Below are 15,147 nucleotides of genomic sequence, written 5' to 3'. Positions count from 1 at the left end.
AGCGGACCGGGCGGCGCTCCGAGGGCTGGACGCGGCCAGCCACCGCACCTGGGCGATGTACGTCCGCGTCCCGGCGGCCCTGTCGGGGCTGCTGCTCCTCGTGTGGTTCCCGCTGATCAGCGGGATGACGGCCCGGCGTTACCGGTCGGCCACCGGGCTCTCGCCGGACGGCTTCCTGGCCCGCTGGCTGCTGATCACCGCCGCGCTGTTCGGTGTCTCGGCCCTGCTGCTGGTCCTGCGGTCGCGCAGGAGGACGAAACACCGGGCACCGGCCGCCCACTGATCGACGGCACGCCACCCCGCCCGGCCCGCGTACCGGAGCAGGGCCGGCGTGCCGAGCCGCGCCCAGGGGAAGGTGCCGCCGGTCATCCCGGTGTGGACGACGTCCACGACCTGCACCTCGGCCCGCTCGTCGATGTCCAGCGGCGCGGTCTCGGCGATCAACAGGCCCCCCGGAGCGAGCAGTTCGGACATACGGTGCAGCAGGGCCCCGGGGTCGCCGCCGATGCCGACATTGCCGTCCATGAGCAGCACGGTGCCCCAGCGGCCCTCGCCGGGCAGCGGCTCGAACACCGAGCGCCGCAGCGCCGGACCGCCCAGCCGCACGGTGTGGTCGACGGCCGTGCCGCTGACGTCGATACCGAGGGCCGTACGTCCCCGGGCGGCGAGCTCCGCCACCAGCCGGCCGGGGCCGCAACCGACGTCCAGGACAGTGCCCTCGCAGCGGTCCAGCACGTCCCGGTCGACCCTGTCGGCGCGGGCGCACCAGCGCTCCACCTCCAGCGGCAATAGCCAGCCGTCGGCGCGGCGCAGGAACAGCGGGCCACGGCCGGCGCGCAGGGCGGTGGCGTAGGGGTCGGCCGTGGCCCAGGCCGTCGTGCTCATCGGTGCCCCGCCGTGGCGTACCGGGCCAGCCGGGCGGCGAACCGGCCGTGCGGGGCCAGCGCCGCGACCGCGTGGGCGTCGTCCGCGGTGTCCACGTCCCGCAGCCGCGGCAGATCCCGCACCCGCAACCCCGCGTCGACCAGCCGCTGCCGCTGCACGGCCCCGGTGACCGGCGTCGACATGGGAACGCCCAGCAGCAGGCCCGGATCGGGCTCGGCCAGTCCCAGCGCCCAGAAACCTCCGTCCTCGGCCGCCCCGAAGTACGCGTCACAACCGGCGAAGTCGACCGTCAGCAGCTCCGGCGTCACCTGCGGGGTGTCCATGCCGATCAGCAGGGCGGGCCCGGAGCAGTGCGCGAAGGCTGCGGCGAGCCGCTCGTCCAGACCGCCCGGACCCTGTCGTACGACGTCGAAACCCGGCGGCAGCCACGGGCCCGGAACGCCCTCCAGGACCAGCACGCGCCGGGAGGCGGGGGTGGCCGCCACGGCCCGCAGGGTGTCGGTCAGCGAGGCCGCCGCGAGCGCCGCCGCCTGGGGCGGGGTGAACGGCGGGGTGAGCCGGGTCTTCACCCGGCCAGGCAGGGGCTCCTTGGCGATGACGAGAAGGGTGGTCATCGGGGCGCCCCCTCGCCCAGCACGCGGCTCATGTCCCGGGTCGCCTGCCAGGTGCCACGCCAGGTGCCCGTCACCTTCGAGGCGCCGGTGCGGGGCAGATAGGGCACGTCGTGCTCGGTGACCCGCCAGCCCGCGTCGGCGGCACGCACCACCATCTGCAAGGGGTAGCCGCTGCGGCGGTCGGTGAGCCCCAGGTCAAGCAGCGGCTCGCGGCGGGCGGCCCGCAGCGGCCCCAGGTCGTGCAGTCGCAGGCCGGTGCGGCGGCGCAGCAGCCTGGCCAGGACCAGGTTCCCGGCCCGGGCGTGCGCGGGCCACGCACCCCGGCCGAGCGGCCGCCTGCGGCCGAGCACCAGGTCGGCCGTCCCGGCGCGGACCTCGGCCACGAAGGGCACGAGCAGGGCCGGGTCCAAGGAGGCGTCGCAGTCACAGAAGCAGACGACGTCCGCGGTGGCCGCGGTCAGCCCGGCATGGCAGGCGGCGCCGAAACCCCGGCGCGGTTCGTGCACGACGGTCGCGCCGAGCGCGCGGGCGACGTCCGCCGAGCCGTCCGTGGAGCCGTTGTCCACGACCAGGGCCCGCCAGCCGGACGGGATACGGGCCAGCACCCAGGGGAGCGCCTCGGCCTCGTTGAGACAGGGAAGGACGACATCAACGTCCGCTTCGGTGGTCACGGTTTTCACCCTACGAACGCGAACCGGGCATACCGGGCTTCGGCTCCTTACGAAACGCGGACGTCCGAGCCCCCGAAGGCCGTGGGACCGACGCGCGCGCGATCCCGGTGCGAGGCTGGAGGCATGCAGCAGTCCAACGCATCCGGCGGCACGGCCGGACGGGTCCTGGTCGTCGACGACGACCCCACGGTCGCGGAGATCGTCGCCGGCTACCTCGACCGGGCCGGGTACCTCGTCGACCGGGCCGACGACGGCCCCACGGCCCTGAACCGGGCCGCCGCGCACTGGCCCGACCTGGTGGTGCTGGACCTCATGCTGCCGGGCATGGACGGCCTGGAGGTGTGCCGCAGGATGCGCGGCCAGGGGCCGGTGCCGGTCATCATGCTCACCGCGCGCGGCGACGAGGACGACCGCATCCTAGGCCTGGAGGTCGGGGCCGACGACTACGTCACCAAACCGTTCAGCCCGCGCGAACTCGTGCTGCGCGTGGAGTCGGTCCTGCGCCGCACCCGGCCTCCCACCGGCACCCGCCTGCTTGGCTCGGCCGGCCTGTCCGTCGATGCCGGAGCCCGCCGCGCCACGAAGGACGGGGCGGAACTCGCGCTCACCCTGCGCGAGTTCGATCTGCTCGCCTTCTTCCTGCGCAACCCTGGCAAGGCCTACGCCCGCGAGGACCTGATGCGCGAGGTGTGGGGCTGGGACTTCGGCGACCTGTCCACCGTCACCGTCCATGTCCGCCGACTGCGCGGCAAGGTCGAGGACGACCCGGCCCGGCCCCGGTTGATCCAGACCGTGTGGGGCGTGGGCTACCGCTTCGAGCCGGAGGGGGAGTGACCATGCGCGACACCCTGCTCATCGCCCTCTTCGCCTTCCTCGGCGCGGCCGCGGCCGGACTCCTCGGTGCCGGCACCCTGTGGCTGCTGCGCCGCCGCTCGCTCACGGCCTCCCTCACCGTGGTGGCCGCGGTCGCCGTGACCGCGATGCTCGCGGGCACCCTGGCCGTGGCACAGGCGATGTTCCTGTCCCCGCACGACCTGAGCGTCGTGACGATGGTCGTCGCGATGGCCGCCGTGGTCTCCCTGCTCACCGCGCTGATCCTGGGCCGCTGGGTCGTCGCCCGCAGCCGTGAACTCGCCCGCGCGGCCCGCTCCTTCGGCGACGGCGGTGCCTTTACCGCCCCCGACGGGCCCGCCACCGCCGAACTGGAGGCGCTCAGCAGGGAGTTGGCGGTCACCAGCGCCAAGCTCGCTGAATCCCGCGACCGGGAGAGGGCGTTGGAGACCTCCCGGCGCGAGCTGGTCGCCTGGATCTCGCACGATCTGCGCACCCCGCTGGCCGGACTGCGCGCGATGTCCGAGGCGCTGGAGGACGGCGTCGCCACCGACCCCGACCGCTACCTGAGGCAGATCCGCACCGAGGTCGAGCGCCTCAACGACATGGTCACCGACCTCTTCGAACTCTCCCGCATCCACGCCGGCACCCTGCCCCTGAGCTGCGCCCGGATCTCCCTCTACGACCTGATCGGGGACGCCCTCGCGGGCGCGGACCCACTCGCCCGCGAACACGGGGTACGGCTGGTCGGCGACCGGGTGGACGCGGTGCCGGTCGAGGTCGACGGCAAGGAGATGAGCCGGGTACTGGGCAACCTCCTCGTCAACGCCATCCGCCGCACCCCCGCCGACGGCACGGTGGCCGTCGCCGCCGAACTGTCGCCGGACGGCGTCGTGGTGTCCGTGACGGACGGCTGCGGAGGAATCCCCGAGACGGACCTGCCCCGCGTCTTCGACACCGGTTGGCGCGGCACCCACGCCCGCACCCCACCTGCCGGCGCGGGTCTCGGCCTCGCCATCGTGCGCGGCATCGTGGAAGCCCACCAGGGCCGGGCCACGGTCCGCAACATCCCGGGGGGCTGCCGCTTCGAGGTGACCCTTCCGGTGGCACCGGTGTGAAGCGGCGACCGGACGGGGGCGGTGCGCGGGAGCGGTGCGGCGACGCGGGTGGGCCGTGCGGGCGGTCAGGGGCGTGCCGGCGCGGCGGGCGGGGTGGGGCGTGGGTTGGTGGTGCGGTGCGGCTGAGGTCGGCTTGCCGGTACGGCCATGGGGGCGTGCGGCGACCCGTGTGGGGCCCGCGGTGTCCGGCCCGGGGCCTGCCCGCACGGTGTTCGGGCGTCACGCCGCCCCGGCCACGCCTGCCTCCCGCGGTCACTCCTCGGCGAACTCCCGCATGCCGTCCTCGAAGCGGACCTGGGGTTTCCAGCCCAGTTCGGCCCGTAGCCGTGCGGAGTCCGCGGTGATGTGCCGGACGTCCCCGAGCCGGTACTCACCGGTGACCACGGGTTCGGATCCGCCGGTCGCGGTGGCGAGGGCCCGCGCCATGTCGCCCACGGTGCGCGGCTCGCCGCTGCCGGTGTTGTACACCGTGAGCGCACCGGTCGGCCCGCCGTTCTCCAGCGCGGCCACGTTGGCGGCGGCGACGTCCCGTACGTGCACGAAGTCCCGCAGCTGCCGGCCGTCCTCGAAGACGCGCGGCGCCTCACCCCGGGCCAGCGCGGACCGGAAGAAGGAGGCGACGCCGGCGTACGGGGTGTCGCGCGGCATGCGAGGGCCGTACACGTTGTGGTACCGCAGCGACACGGCCTGACCGCCGGTCACCCGAGCCCAGGCGGTGGCCAGGTGCTCCTGGGCGAGCTTGGTCGTGGCGTAGACGTTGCGAGGGTCCACGGGAGCGTCCTCCCCGACCAGCCCGGGGGAGAGGTCGGCCCCGCAGCGGGGGCAGGGCGGCTCGAAGCGGCCCGCGGACAGGTCGGCGACGACCCGCGGTCCCGGCCGCACCACGCCGTGCCGGGGACACGCGTACCGGCCCTCCCCGTACACGACCATCGACCCGGCCAGTACCAGGCGCCGGACGCCCGCGTCGGCCATGGCGGTGAGCAGGACGGCGGTGCCGAGGTCATTGTGGGAGACGTAGTCCGCCGCGTCCGCGACGCCGTTTCCGAGCCCCACCATCGCCGCCTGGTGACAGACCGCGTCCACGCCCGCCAGCGCACGGGCGACGGCCGCGGGGTCACGTACGTCGGCGGTGGGGTCCTCCCGCACGTCGTAGAGGACCGGCTCGTGCCCGTGCGCCCGCAGCGCGTCGATGACATGGGACCCGATGAATCCGGCACCGCCGGTGACCAGTACACGCATGGGGCCACGCTAGGTCCGTGACCGCGCCGAACCCGCCGACCGGCCCGGTACGTCATCACTCCGTAAGACGTCGGGGCGCGCGACGCGGGCGGACAGACCGGGGCGCGCGAGACGCCGCCGTGCACCCCGTGACCTTCGCCGAGGAGGACCGCCGTGGCAGCCTCGCCCACCGCGAGGGCGCCCACGCCCAGGGGCTGATCGACAAGATCGGGAGGCGTGGCGTGGCCACCGGGGTGATCCGGGCGGTCGACCACGACCTCACCCCCGCCCCCCACGGCCGGCGAAACCCGGCCCCTCGTACCTCGATCGCGGATCGGGCGCCCCCCGAACACCGCTGACGTTCCCGACCGTTCGGTGTGTCGGGTGCAAAACACCCGGTAACGTCACGGTTCTCAGCGCGCCGGCAAGGGGATCGCATGCAGTACGACTACGACCTCGGCACCCACACCCGTTCCGTCACCACGACGTCCCCGGAGGCCCAACTCTGGTTCGACCGGGGGCTGGTGTGGACGTACGGCTTCCATCACGAGGAGGCCGTCGCCTGCTTCGAGGCCGCCGCCGCGGCCGACCCCGACTGCGCCATGGCGTACTGGGGCCTCGCGTACGCACTCGGCCCCAACTACAACAAGCCGTGGGAGTTCTTCGACGGCGAGGATCTCGTGCGGACCGTCGAGCGCACCCATGCCGCGGTGGCACGCGCGCACGAGAAGGCGCAGGCCAGGGCCACCCCCGTCGAGCGGGCGCTGATCGACGCGCTGTGCGCCCGCTACCCGCAGGCGCGGGCCGTCGAGGACTGCTCGGTGTGGAACGCGCCGTACGCCGACCGCATGCGCGCTGTCCACGAACTCGCCCCGGACGACCTCGACGTGGCCGCCCTGTACGCCGACGCCCTGATGAACCTGACGCCCTGGCGGTTGTGGAACCTCAGAACGGGTGAGCCGGAGGAGGGTGCCCGCACGCTGGAGGCCAAGGCCGTGCTCGACCGGGCGGTCGCCACGGACGAGGGCCTGTCGCACCCGGGTGTCCTGCACTTCTACATCCACCTGATGGAGATGTCCCCGACTCCCGAGGTGGCCCTGCCGGTCGCCGACCGGCTGCGCGGACTGGTCCCCGACGCCGGTCATCTCCAGCACATGCCCACACACCTGGACGTCCTGTGCGGCGACTACCGGCGGGTCGTCTCGGACAACAGTGCCGCGATCGTCGCCGACGAGAAGTTCCGCGCGCGGGCCGGGGCGATGAACTTCTACACCCTGTACCGCTCGCACGACTACCACTTCAAGATCTACGGTGCCATGTTCCTCGGCCAGTCCCGCGTCGCCCTGGACACCGCCGCGGAGCTGGAGGCCTCCATCCCGGAGGAGCTGCTCCGCGTGCAGAGCCCGCCCATGGCCGACTGGCTGGAGGGCTTCCTCGCCATGCGGGTCCACGTGCTCATCCGCTTCGGCCGCTGGTCCGACATCCTCCGACTGCCCCTGCCCACCGACCCGGAGCTGTACAGCGTCACGACCGCGATGCTCCACTACGCCCGTGGCGTCGCGCTTTCGGCCACCGGCCGGGTCGAGGAGGCCGAGGCTGAACGCCGGTCGTTCCGGGCGGCGGCGGCGCGGGTGCAGGAGACCCGCACGCTGTTCAACAACACCTGCGCCGACATCCTCGCCATCGCGTCGGCGATGCTCGACGGCGAACTCGAATACCGCAAGGGCAACGTCGACACCGCCTTCGCCGCGCTGGAGCGGTCCATCGCCCTCGACGACAACCTGCCCTACGACGAGCCGTGGGGCTGGATGCAACCCACCCGGCACGCGTACGGCGCACTGCTCCTGGAGCAGGGGCGGGTGGTGGCGGCCGAGGCCGTCTACCGGGCCGACCTGGGGCTCGACGACACCCTTCCGCGTGCTGTCCAACACCCCGGCAACGTATGGGCGTTGCACGGCTTCCACGAGTGCCTGGTCCGGCTCGGCAAGGCGGGCGAGGCACGGATCGTGGCGCAGCAGCTGAAGATCGCCGTCGCGCTGGCGGACGTACCGATCGCGGCTTCCTGTTTCTGCCGGCTCGACGCGGCATCGCAGCTGGAGCAGCACGCGGGCGAGGAGTGTTGCTCCTGATCGAGTGTCGTCGACGAGGCCGGGCTTGAACTGCGCATGCGCTTTCTATTGACGTGTACTTGACGTGATGGCTTTATGGGAGCGCTCCCACCCTCAATCCCCTTCCCGAGCCTGAGTTTCTTGGCGCTCACTCCCTGGAGTCGCAGTGAGAAGAACAAGAAGCACGACGACAAAGAGTCTCCTGGCCCGTCTGGTGACCGTCCTCCTCGGCCTCGTCGTGGTGGGCGCCCTGTGTCCCGCCGCCGCCCAGGCGCAGGCCGAGCCGCCGGGCACCCAGGCCACCGGCCTGCACATCAGCAACGGCAGGCTGGTCGAGGGCAACGGCAACGACTTCGTGATGCGCGGCGTCAACCACGCCCACACCTGGTACCCGGGTGAACTGCAGTCACTGGCCGACGTCAAGGCACTCGGCGCCAACACGGTCCGCGTCGTCCTCGCCGACGGGGACCGCTGGAGCGCCAACAGCGCCGCGGACGTTGCCAACGTTGTCAACCAGTGCAAGGCCAACCGGCTCATCTGTGTCCTGGAGGTCCACGACACCACCGGGTACGGCGAGGATGCCGCCGCCGGCACCCTCGACCAGGCGGCCGATTACTGGATCGGCCTGAAGAACGTGCTCGCGGGCCAGGAGAACTACGTCATCATCAACATCGGCAACGAGCCCTGGGGCAACACCGACCCGGCGGGCTGGACCGATCCCACCATCGCCGCGATCAAGAAGATGCGCGCTGCCGGCTTCGAGCACACGATCATGGTGGACGCCCCCAACTGGGGCCAGGACTGGCAGGGCGTGATGCGCGCCAACGCCCGGTCCGTGTACGCCGCCGACACCACCGGCAATCTGATCTTCTCGATCCACATGTACAGCGTCTTCGACACCGCGGCGGAGGTCACCGACTACCTCAACGCCTTCGTCACCGCCAAACTCCCGCTCGTCATCGGCGAGTTCGGCGGTCCCGCCGACCAGTGGGGCGACCCGGACGAGGACACGATGCTGGCCACCGCCGAGCAGCTCGACCTCGGCTACCTCGCCTGGTCCTGGAGCGGCAACACCGACCCGATCCTCGACCTGTCGATCGACTTCGACCCCAGTCGGCTGAGCGCCTGGGGACAGCGCATCTTCCACGGCGTCAACGGCATCGCCCAGACGTCCAAGGAGGCGACGATCTACGGCGGCACCCCGGGTGACACCCAGGCGCCCACCGCCCCCGGCACCCCGACCGCCTCCGCCGTCACGGCCACCTCGGCGAACCTCGGATGGGCCGCCTCGACCGACAATGTGGGCGTCGCCGGCTACGACGTGGTGCGGATCAGCGGCGGCACCGAGACGAAGGTCGCCGCCTCCACCACCAACTCGGTCACGCTGTCCGGCCTCACCGCCAAGACGACGTACACCTTCGCCGTCTACGCCCGTGACGCGGCAGGCAACCGTTCCTCCCGTTCCGCCACGGTGAACGTCACCACCGGCGACACCCCCGCCGGCACCTGCTCCGTCGGCTACCGCGTCGTCGGCGACTGGCAGGGCGGCTTCCAGGGCGAGATCACCATCCGCAACACCGGGACGGCCGCGATCAAGGGCTGGACGCTGGGCTTCTCCTTCGCCAACGGTCAGACCGTCTCCAACATGTGGGGCGGCACACCCACCCAGACCGGCGCCGCGGTGAGCGTCACCCCGGCGTCCTACACCTCCACCATCCCCGCCGCCGGGTCGGTCACCGTCGGCTTCATCGCTACCAAGGGCGCGACCAACACCGCTCCGAGCGCGTTCACGCTGAGCGGCAGCGCCTGCACGACCGTCTGACCCGGACCGCATTCGGCCGACCGGCGGGGGCAGCGTCCTCGCCGGTCGGCGGTCCCACCCGTGGACGGCGGGGCAGCCATCCTGCCCGGTGGGTGGTGCCGCCGGTGGACGTCGGCCGACCAGGCAATCGGTTGCGGTCGGGCCCCGGGTTCGAAAGACCAGCCGAGGGAAGTCGACATCACATGCCCTACGCCTTTGATCCCGAGCTGGCCCCCTGGGTGGACCTGCTTCCCGCCCTGTCCTTCGACGACGTCGTGGCGGCTCGCGCCCTGGAGTCCGAGATCCTCGCCCAGATGCCCGAACGCGAGCTGTCGGCCCCCGTGGACGTACGGGATTCGACGGCGCCCGGTCCGGACGGGGCGGACGATGTACCCGTACGGATCTACACACCACAGGTCGGCGAAGCGCCCCGGTCCGCGCTGGTCTACCTGCACGGCGGCGGGTTCTGCCTGGGCAACGTCGCCCTCGCGCACGGGGGCTGCACCCTGTTCGCCGCGGAGACGGGCGCTGTCGTGGTCTCCGTGGAGTACCGGCTGGCCCCCGAGCACCCGTTCCCGGCCGGCCTCGAGGACGGCTACGCCGCGTTCGAGTGGACCGTCAAACACGCCGCCGAGCTGGGTGTGGACCCCACCCGGATCGGAGTGGGCGGGGACAGCGCCGGCGGTGGGCTCGCGGCGGCGCTGTCATTGCTGGCGCGGGACCGGGGCGGGCCGGTGCCGTGCTTCCAGTACCTGGGGATGCCGGTGCTGGACGACCGACTCCGGACGCCGTCGATGCACACGTTCACCGACACCCCCGGGCTGCGCAGGTGCGACGCGGAGTCGTTCTGGGACCACTATCTCGGCGGCCCCGGCGTACGGGGCGGTGCGGACGTCTCGTGCCATGCCGCGCCTGCCCGCGCCGGCGACCTCGCCGCGCTGCCGCCCGCCTATGTGTCCGTCTGCGAGTTCGACCCCCTGCGTGACGAGGCGCTGGACTACGCCCACCGCCTCGTCCGGGCCGGCGTCCCGACCGAACTGCACCTGTTCCCCGGCACGTTCCACGCCTCCACCGCGATCCAGGACGCGGACGTCAGCAGGCGCATGACCGGGGAAGCGATCGGCGCCATGCGGCGGGGGCTGCGCGTCGGGTCGCCCGGGGAGTGACGCACCGACAGGAGACGGACAGCGGTCGTGGTGGGTGCCGGCCCCGACCAGGCCGACGCGCACGCGGTACGCACGCGGGTACGCACGCGCTACCTGAAGAGCACGATCGTGGTGCGGTCGGGACTTCTTCGACGGCAACGCGTGGTTCCTACCGGAGGTTGCCGGTTGCCGGTGGCCATGAGTCGGGCCGGGCCGCGGACCGTCGCCCGCGGGTCCCGCGGGGAGGTCAGCCGGAGCTGTCCTGGTCGACCAGGGTGTACATGACGGATCGCTGCTGCTTGTGGCGGCGGATACGGCCCTTGGCGACCAGGGACTCAAGGGTGTTGCGCACGACCTGCGGTGTGGGATCGCGGTCGGGGTGCTTCTCGATGAGTTCGTCCCGCAACTCCTTCGCCAACCGCGGCTCCTCGTACCGGCCGAGCAACTCCGTCAGGAGGTCACTGAGGAGAGGCTGCCCCGACTTCTTCCTGGCGCCGGTCTTGGCACCGGGTTTGGGGCCGGTCTTGGCGTCCGGTTTGGCGGCGGCCTTGGCGTCGGGTGTGGCGTCCGGTTTGGCGTCGGGTTTGGCGCCGGTCTTCGCACCCGTCTTCGCGGTCCCGCCGGTGCTCGTGGCAGGGGGCCGGGCCGCTTTCGTGGCGGCCTTCGTCGCCTTCGGGGCGGCGGGCTCGTCCTGACGCTGCTCGGGCAATGGGGCGTTCGCGAAACCCTCGTACTGCTCCGCGAGTTTGAGGATGTCCAGCAGGAGGGACTCCTCCTGTTTCAACACGGAGATCCTTTCCGTCAGCTGCTGTTGCAGCTGACGGTTTTCCTCCAGGTCCGCCGCGGCCTGTGTGACGTACCGCGATCGGAGCGTGGCGGCTGACTGGCTGGACACAACCGTTCACTCCCCTTGCATATGGACGACGTTCGCGCATGGTACCCACGTCGAAGGGTTCTGTGTGGACAAAGGTCACGGACACAGACAACCGCACACTCCCGACACATGGTGCCGCCTGTGTGCGCACGCGCGACGGGAGCGGCTCACATGTGTGACTCGTGTGTGTGCCGTTCGTGACACCGGAACGGGTGAATGCAGGGCCGCAAGTCGCCGCGCGCCGTGTCACACGTGTGAGCCTTCCCGGGGGCCAGGTCGTCCTCCTCCGCGGCCGGCTCCGCGCCAGCGGCCGGCCAGCCTTCGGTGCGGGCCCCACCGGGACCTCGGAGCGGCCGGAGCGCGGATTCGCGGCTTTCTGTACAAAGCCGAACCAGTTTCTTGGCGATCCGGACGGAGTCACCGCGTTCTGCCGCGAGGTGACGCGTCGCGCGGCCAGCATTGCGAGAGGAGGGGATGACTTTTGTTCGCAGAGTGGATTAGTTTTCACCACGGTGTCGCGCTGAGCTCTTGAGGAGTCGTCGATGAGCAGAACCGAGTTTCCCGAGGCCGCGTCGGCGGCGGGTCCCGTACGTGGCCGCCGGGAGGGTTCCCTGTCGGTGTTCCGCGGCATCCCCTACGCGCAGCCTCCGGTGGGCGAGGCCCGCTTCGCGGTTCCGCGGCCTGTGGACCGCTGGGACGGGGTGCGGGACGCCTTCGCGTTCGGTCCGCCTCCGCCGCAGGAGTCGATGGGTCCCGAGGCCCCCGGGCACGCCGCGGCCGGTGACGACTGGCTGACCGTGAACGTCTGGACCCCGGACGCCGACCCGGCGGCACGCCGGCCGGTGATGGTGTGGCTCTACGGCGGCGCCTACAAGTTCGGTTCCTCCGACGACCGTGCCTACGACGGCGCCCGTCTGGCGAGCGAGGGCGGGCTCGTCGTGGTCACCCTCAACTACCGGGTCGGCGTCGAGGGCTTCCTGCGCATCGAGGGCGCCCCCGCCAACCGAGGTCTGCTCGACCAGGTCGCGGCGCTGGAGTGGGTGCGTGAGAACATCACCGCCTTCGGGGGAGACCCGGACCAGGTCACCGTTTTCGGCGAGTCGGCGGGCGCGGGGTCCATCGCCGCCCTGATGGCCATGCCGAGGGCGCGGGGCCTGTTCCGCCGGGCCATCGCCCAGAGCGTGCCGGGCACGTACTTCTCGGACCCGCTCGCCGCCGACATCGCCGAGGCCCTCGCGGGCGGGATCGGACTGCGGCCGAGTGTGGCGGACCTCGCCGGCGTGGACCCGCGCAAGCTGCCCGAAGCCGGGGCGATCCTGACCGCACGGATGCGCGAGTACCTGCCGCGCTGGGGCGCGGTCGCGCTCACCCCGACCCCCTTCTCGCCGGTCGTGGACGGCGAGGTGCTGCCCACCGCGCCCTGGGAGGCCCTGGCGGGCGGCGCGGCCGCGGACGTGGAGCTGATCGTCGGGCACAACCGCGACGAGTACCGCCTGTTCCTCCTGCTCGGCGGGCTCCTCGGTCGCGTGGACGACGAACTGTGCGCACTGGCCCTGAGCCTGTTCGGTCCGGCGCCGGACGCCGAACAGGCCTACCGGGCCGCCTTCCCGGACGCGAGCGCGGAGCGCCTCTTCGAACTCGTGCAGTCCGACTGGCTGTTCCGCATGCCGTCCCTGCGTCTGGCCGAGGCGCAGGTGGCCGGCGGAGGCCGCGCACACGTCTACGACCTCACCTGGACAGCCCCAGCGAACGGTGGCGCGCTCGGTGCCTGTCACGGTCTGGACGTCCCCCTGGCCTTCGGTGTGTTCGACGGCGACGGGCTCGGCACGATGTTGATCGGACCGACTCCCACGCCCGCGACCAAGGCGCTCTCCGCCCATGTGCGCTCCGCCTGGACCGCGTTCGCCACCACGGGCGATCCGGGCTGGCCCGCCTACGACCCCGAACGCCGTCTCGTCCAACTCCTCGACGAGGAACCGACGGTGGCCGTCTATCCGGAGGAGACCTCGCGCCGTCTGTGGGAGCGACACACCTTCACGGCGCTGCCGTTGGTGACGGACTGACCTGATCGGCGGGTTGGTCGACGGTCCTTGCCGGGAGCCGCCGGACGGCCGTTGTCGGGGAGCCGCCGGGCGACCGTTGGCCGCCAGGCGACCGTTGTCAGGAGCCACCGGACGACCCTCGCCGGGAGCCGCCGGACGACCGTGTGAGGGAGTCGTCGGTCGCCCCTCGCCGGGAAGCCGGCGCACGACCCTTGTCGGGAGTGCTGACAGCATGAAATAGGGCGTGTAGATTGCGGCCGTCTCGAAAATGCACAAAATAAGCCGGGCTGTCGAGCCGCACCAGGACAGCCGTGGTCTCTTCTCCACCCCTTCCCCCTGGAGGAGCCCATGCAAAGGCGTGTACTCGGGCTTGGCGCAGCGCTGATCGTCCTCGTCGGTGTGGCCGGATGCGGCTCCTCGGACTCGGGGACGAGCGGTTCGCCGGCCGCGGGCGGCGGCGGAACCACCACGGTGAAGGTCGGCATCGTGCCGATCGTCGACGTCGCCCCGCTCTATCTGGGGCAGCAGAAGGGCTTCTTCAGCAGCCGCGGCATCAAGGTGGAGATGATTGCCGCCCAGGGCGGTGCCGCGATCATCCCCGGGGTCGTGAGCGGCCAGTTCGAGTTCGGGTTCAGCAACACGACCTCGCTCATGGTCGCCCAGGTCAAGAAGGTGCCCGTCAAGTCCGTCGCCACCGCTGCCGCCTCCAACGGCAAGGTGGGCGCCGACGTGACCGCCGTGATGGTGAGGAAGGACAGCCCCGTCAAGACGGCCAAGGACCTGGCCGGACGGACCGTGGCGGTCAACACCCTCCAGAACATCGGCTCCACCACCGTGCGCGAGTCGGTCCGCAAGGCCGGCGGTGATCCCTCGAAGGTCAAGTTCGTCGAGATCCCGTTCGACCAGATGCCGGCCGCCGTGGACGACGGGAGGGTGGACGCCGCCTGGATGGGCGAGCCCGCGCAGACCGTCGCCAAGGCCCAGGGTGCCCGTGTCGTGGCCTCACCGTTCGCCGAGACGGACCCGCGGCTCACCGTCGCGACGTACTTCACCTCGGCCCAGCTCGCACAGCGGGACCCGGACCTGGTGAAGAGGTTCGCCGAGGCGATCGCCGAGTCGCTGCGGTACGCCTCCGCGCACCCGGACGAGGCCCGGCAGACCCTGACCACCTACACCAAGATCAGCGGCGACGTACTGAAGAAGCTCATCCTCCCCGGCTGGCCCACCGAGGTCGACATGGCCTCCCTGGAGAAGCTGGCCGGCCTCAGTGAGCAGGACGGTCTGTTCGGCGACCAGAAGCCGGACCTGGCCACCCTGTTCTCATGACCCGCCCGCACCGCCGCCGGGGGAGCGCCGCTGCCCGGAGTCGGTGACCACCTCGCCCTGGATCACCCGAGGGGGCGCCGTTTCTCCGGCCGCCTCCTCTCGCATGGCGCGCTTCTCCGCCTTCAGGATGCGCGCCGACTTGCCCGCCGAGCGGGCCAGTTCGGGGAGCTTCTTGGCCGCGAGCGCGGCGATGACGACGAGCAGGATGACGGCGAGCTCGCTCATTCCGAACATCGGGGTCCCTCCGGATCGAACGGTGACGCCGAAGTCGCAGGCGATCCCGGCCAGGCGGGCAGCGTACCTCCGCCGGTTCGTGACCTGCTCGGACGGGCAGGAGCGACGGGGGCGACCGAACCGCCTACGATCTGCACCAACGTGGAAACAGGCGGACGGAGGGCCGGCTCCCAGTGCTCCTCGGAGGTCTCCTCGGGGAACTGCCCGCCCGCTCCGTTCGTTCTCCCACCGCACATCAACTGAAGGAGCAAGACGTGTCCGCCACATCGACGGACTCCCC

14 protein-coding genes are annotated in these 15,147 nt (G+C 72.0%); 8 read left to right on the top strand and 6 right to left on the bottom strand.

Annotation, left to right across the window (positions count from 1 at the left end; translation table 11 throughout):
* Positions 1 to 138: 138 nt before the first annotated feature.
* From ACZ56U_RS10240 to ACZ56U_RS10230, 3 genes are read right to left on the bottom strand one after another with little or no spacing between them, the layout of a single operon-like run.
* The gene (locus ACZ56U_RS10240) at positions 139 to 885 is read right to left on the bottom strand and encodes a class I SAM-dependent methyltransferase (RefSeq protein ID WP_469083577.1); all 747 of its coding nucleotides are present in this window, start codon (positions 883 to 885) and stop codon (positions 139 to 141) included.
* Complete coding sequence (locus ACZ56U_RS10235; RefSeq protein WP_469083576.1) at positions 882 to 1,499, bottom strand: TIGR04282 family arsenosugar biosynthesis glycosyltransferase; 618 nt, start codon at positions 1,497 to 1,499, stop codon at positions 882 to 884. Before ACZ56U_RS10235 ends, ACZ56U_RS10240 begins: the two co-directional genes overlap by 4 nt.
* Entirely contained in the window at positions 1,496 to 2,179 is a 684-nt protein-coding gene (locus tag ACZ56U_RS10230; RefSeq protein WP_469083575.1) for a glycosyltransferase family 2 protein, read from the bottom strand. Before ACZ56U_RS10230 ends, ACZ56U_RS10235 begins: the two co-directional genes overlap by 4 nt.
* 114 nt (positions 2,180 to 2,293) lie before the next feature.
* Between ACZ56U_RS10230 and ACZ56U_RS10225 the strand changes: the two genes are divergently transcribed.
* Positions 2,294 to 3,004 carry a response regulator transcription factor gene (locus tag ACZ56U_RS10225; protein WP_469083574.1) on the top strand — a complete coding sequence of 237 codons (711 nt, stop codon included), beginning with the start codon at positions 2,294 to 2,296 and terminating at the stop codon, positions 3,002 to 3,004.
* Positions 3,005 to 3,006: 2 nt separating this feature from the next.
* The gene (locus tag ACZ56U_RS10220; RefSeq protein WP_469083573.1) at positions 3,007 to 4,119 is read left to right on the top strand and encodes a sensor histidine kinase; all 1,113 of its coding nucleotides are present in this window, start codon (positions 3,007 to 3,009) and stop codon (positions 4,117 to 4,119) included.
* A 252-nt stretch (positions 4,120 to 4,371) separates the two neighbouring features.
* On the opposite strand, the gene ACZ56U_RS10215 is transcribed toward ACZ56U_RS10220, so the two are convergent.
* Positions 4,372 to 5,358 carry an NAD-dependent epimerase/dehydratase family protein gene (locus ACZ56U_RS10215; protein WP_469083572.1) on the bottom strand — a complete coding sequence of 329 codons (987 nt, stop codon included), beginning with the start codon at positions 5,356 to 5,358 and terminating at the stop codon, positions 4,372 to 4,374.
* 119 nt (positions 5,359 to 5,477) lie between these two features.
* Here ACZ56U_RS10215 and ACZ56U_RS10210 point away from each other — a divergent pair, with 119 nt between their 5' ends.
* The 4 genes from ACZ56U_RS10210 to ACZ56U_RS10195 all read left to right on the top strand — a co-directional run bounded on the left by ACZ56U_RS10210 (position 5,478) and on the right by ACZ56U_RS10195 (position 10,412).
* On the top strand, positions 5,478 to 5,696 hold the full coding sequence (locus ACZ56U_RS10210) for a hypothetical protein (protein ID WP_469083571.1): 219 nt from the start codon (positions 5,478 to 5,480) through the stop codon (positions 5,694 to 5,696).
* A 78-nt stretch (positions 5,697 to 5,774) separates the two neighbouring features.
* Complete coding sequence (locus ACZ56U_RS10205) at positions 5,775 to 7,466, top strand: tetratricopeptide repeat protein (protein ID WP_469083570.1); 1,692 nt, start codon at positions 5,775 to 5,777, stop codon at positions 7,464 to 7,466.
* A 145-nt stretch (positions 7,467 to 7,611) separates the two neighbouring features.
* Complete coding sequence (locus tag ACZ56U_RS10200; protein WP_469083569.1) at positions 7,612 to 9,267, top strand: cellulase family glycosylhydrolase; 1,656 nt, start codon at positions 7,612 to 7,614, stop codon at positions 9,265 to 9,267.
* Positions 9,268 to 9,449: 182 nt separating this feature from the next.
* Positions 9,450 to 10,412, top strand: a complete 963-nt coding sequence (locus ACZ56U_RS10195) for an alpha/beta hydrolase (RefSeq protein WP_469083568.1) — start codon at positions 9,450 to 9,452, stop codon at positions 10,410 to 10,412.
* Positions 10,413 to 10,638: 226 nt separating this feature from the next.
* Here ACZ56U_RS10195 and ACZ56U_RS10190 read toward each other — a convergent pair whose 3' ends face one another.
* Positions 10,639 to 11,286: a hypothetical protein gene (locus ACZ56U_RS10190; RefSeq protein WP_469083567.1), complete on the bottom strand. Its 648-nt coding sequence runs from the start codon at positions 11,284 to 11,286 to the stop codon at positions 10,639 to 10,641.
* Positions 11,287 to 11,807: 521 nt separating this feature from the next.
* Between ACZ56U_RS10190 and ACZ56U_RS10185 the strand changes: the two genes are divergently transcribed.
* Positions 11,808 to 13,328 carry a carboxylesterase/lipase family protein gene (locus ACZ56U_RS10185; RefSeq protein WP_469083566.1) on the top strand — a complete coding sequence of 507 codons (1,521 nt, stop codon included), beginning with the start codon at positions 11,808 to 11,810 and terminating at the stop codon, positions 13,326 to 13,328.
* 327 nt (positions 13,329 to 13,655) lie between these two features.
* On the top strand, positions 13,656 to 14,633 hold the full coding sequence (locus ACZ56U_RS10180; protein ID WP_469083565.1) for an ABC transporter substrate-binding protein: 978 nt from the start codon (positions 13,656 to 13,658) through the stop codon (positions 14,631 to 14,633).
* Here ACZ56U_RS10180 and ACZ56U_RS10175 read toward each other — a convergent pair.
* Positions 14,628 to 14,867 carry a twin-arginine translocase TatA/TatE family subunit gene (locus ACZ56U_RS10175; RefSeq protein WP_469083564.1) on the bottom strand — a complete coding sequence of 80 codons (240 nt, stop codon included), beginning with the start codon at positions 14,865 to 14,867 and terminating at the stop codon, positions 14,628 to 14,630. The two genes, ACZ56U_RS10180 and ACZ56U_RS10175, sit on opposite strands and share 6 nt — an antisense overlap.
* Positions 14,868 to 15,147 lie beyond the last annotated feature (280 nt).

This window comes from Streptomyces sp. NPDC034103, from assembly GCF_055575395.1.
Note: the sequence above shows the minus strand (reverse complement) of the source record. Positions and strands in the feature narration are given on the sequence as shown.

Coding starts and splice junctions, on each gene's coding strand:
- ACZ56U_RS10225 (WP_469083574.1), top strand. CDS start 2,294: ATGCAGCAGTCCAACGCATCCGGCGGCACGGCCGGACGGGTCCTGGTC.
- ACZ56U_RS10205 (WP_469083570.1), top strand. CDS start 5,775: ATGCAGTACGACTACGACCTCGGCACCCACACCCGTTCCGTCACCACG.
- ACZ56U_RS10220 (WP_469083573.1), top strand. CDS start 3,007: ATGCGCGACACCCTGCTCATCGCCCTCTTCGCCTTCCTCGGCGCGGCC.
- ACZ56U_RS10185 (WP_469083566.1), top strand. CDS start 11,808: ATGAGCAGAACCGAGTTTCCCGAGGCCGCGTCGGCGGCGGGTCCCGTA.
- ACZ56U_RS10180 (WP_469083565.1), top strand. CDS start 13,656: ATGCAAAGGCGTGTACTCGGGCTTGGCGCAGCGCTGATCGTCCTCGTC.
- ACZ56U_RS10175 (WP_469083564.1), bottom strand. CDS start 14,867: ATGTTCGGAATGAGCGAGCTCGCCGTCATCCTGCTCGTCGTCATCGCC.
- ACZ56U_RS10235 (WP_469083576.1), bottom strand. CDS start 1,499: ATGACCACCCTTCTCGTCATCGCCAAGGAGCCCCTGCCTGGCCGGGTG.
- ACZ56U_RS10215 (WP_469083572.1), bottom strand. CDS start 5,358: ATGCGTGTACTGGTCACCGGCGGTGCCGGATTCATCGGGTCCCATGTC.
- ACZ56U_RS10195 (WP_469083568.1), top strand. CDS start 9,450: ATGCCCTACGCCTTTGATCCCGAGCTGGCCCCCTGGGTGGACCTGCTT.
- ACZ56U_RS10240 (WP_469083577.1), bottom strand. CDS start 885: ATGAGCACGACGGCCTGGGCCACGGCCGACCCCTACGCCACCGCCCTG.